This is a genomic window from Vibrio sp. 1401 (genome assembly GCF_033340295.1).
In genome coordinates, this window is the sequence record NZ_JAWOWF010000809.1 from 1 (window position 1) to 524 (window position 524).

The following is a 524-nucleotide window of genomic DNA, read 5'->3' on the forward strand; positions in this document are numbered from 1 at the left end:
TTGATTGTGTTGTAAGGGCTGCAACGAAGGTCGAAGAGCGATGCGGCCCTTATTTATGATTATTACAGCATCATAAAATAATATCAAGAGACAATAAAACGATACCAAGAAACAAAACTTTCACATGTGAAAGTCTCCCCGCTGTCCACCTCGCACGCTCCAAACGCCCAAATAACTTGTCTATCTGCCCAAAATGGGCGCGTAAGCGTCCGATAGAAAGTAATTGTTAGTGAGATATTGACTACACGGAATATGGCTATATCATAGAATCATAAAATGATGCTGTAAAAGTGATATGTATGCCAAAGCAAGCAAATCATCTCCGTTTGAAGAAACCTTGCGCCAACTGTCCATTCCGGAAGGAGGGCGCTATCGAGCTGGCCCCTGGGCGATTAGAAGGCATCATCAACGACATCGTTGAAAACGACATGACGACGTTTCATTGCCACAAGACCGTGCACTCAAAGTCAGGTGGTGAATGGGATGAAGAGGGTAACTATGCACCTTCGGGACAAGAGTCGATG

Annotated in this window: 1 pseudogene; it reads left to right on the plus strand. The window is 44.7% G+C overall.

Annotated elements, in window-relative coordinates:
* Nucleotides 1–299: 299 nt before the first annotated feature.
* A pseudogene (locus tag R7Z77_RS28295) lies at nt 300–524 on the plus strand (hypothetical protein); the annotation flags it as partial.